Annotated in this window: 1 protein-coding gene; it reads right to left on the bottom strand. The window is 42.0% G+C overall.

Annotated elements, in window-relative coordinates; translation table 11 throughout:
- Positions 1 to 86 precede the first annotated feature (86 nt).
- On the bottom strand, positions 87 to 548 hold the full coding sequence (tnpA, locus tag ACF8EG_RS11040; RefSeq protein WP_069504743.1) for an IS200/IS605 family transposase: 462 nt from the start codon (positions 546 to 548) through the stop codon (positions 87 to 89).
- Between the last annotated feature and the right edge of the window lie 123 nt (positions 549 to 671).

Here is a 671-nt window from a genome sequence, read left to right as displayed (position 1 = left end):
AGCCGGTGGTTTTTCATATGCGCCTATAAGGCTCTCTTACTGGCAGCGCCCTAGCAGGCGCATAGTGATCTGACATTTGCATATGACTATTTCCAGCGGCCCGTAAACGGGCTACCTGAATACGGGATCGACAATTGCTCTCCCATTTTATCCTGCTCTAGTTGATGCTTTATGTAACTTTGTATCTTGCCGGTATTTTTTCCTACCGTATCGACATAATACCCTCGACACCAAAATTCTCGATTCCTGTACTTAAACTTCAAATCTCCAAATCGCTCATAGAGCATCAGGCTACTTTTTCCTTTCAAATACCCCATAAAGGATGAAACACTTATCTTAGGTGGTATCTCTAAAAGCATATGAATATGATCTGCGCAGCATTCTGCTTCAATAATATTCACGTTTTTCCATTCACATAGTTTTCTAAGTATCTCGCCTACTGCCCTTCGTTTCTCACCATAGAACACCTGTCTTCGGTACTTAGGTGCAAAAACCACATGATATTTACAGTTCCATCGCGTATGCGCTAAGCTCTTTTCGTCCCCCATTAGGACCCCCTTTCAATTCTTAATTAACTCTTGCAGTTGCCAGACCACAAGACGTTTTTATCAAATTGAAAGGGGTTATATAACTGACTTATAGCTGTAAGCTTTACTGAACCCCCAGCCTAG

The sequence above is a fragment of the Vibrio sp. YQ_11 genome, assembly GCF_043103065.1.
Lineage (GTDB): Bacteria > Pseudomonadota > Gammaproteobacteria > Enterobacterales > Vibrionaceae > Vibrio > Vibrio parahaemolyticus.
Note: the sequence above shows the minus strand (reverse complement) of the source record. Positions and strands in the feature narration are given on the sequence as shown.

Bases quoted from the DNA above. Each gene is read 5' to 3' on its own strand.
- tnpA (WP_069504743.1), bottom strand. From the start codon at position 548: ATGGGGGACGAAAAGAGCTTAGCGCATACGCGATGGAACTGTAAATAT.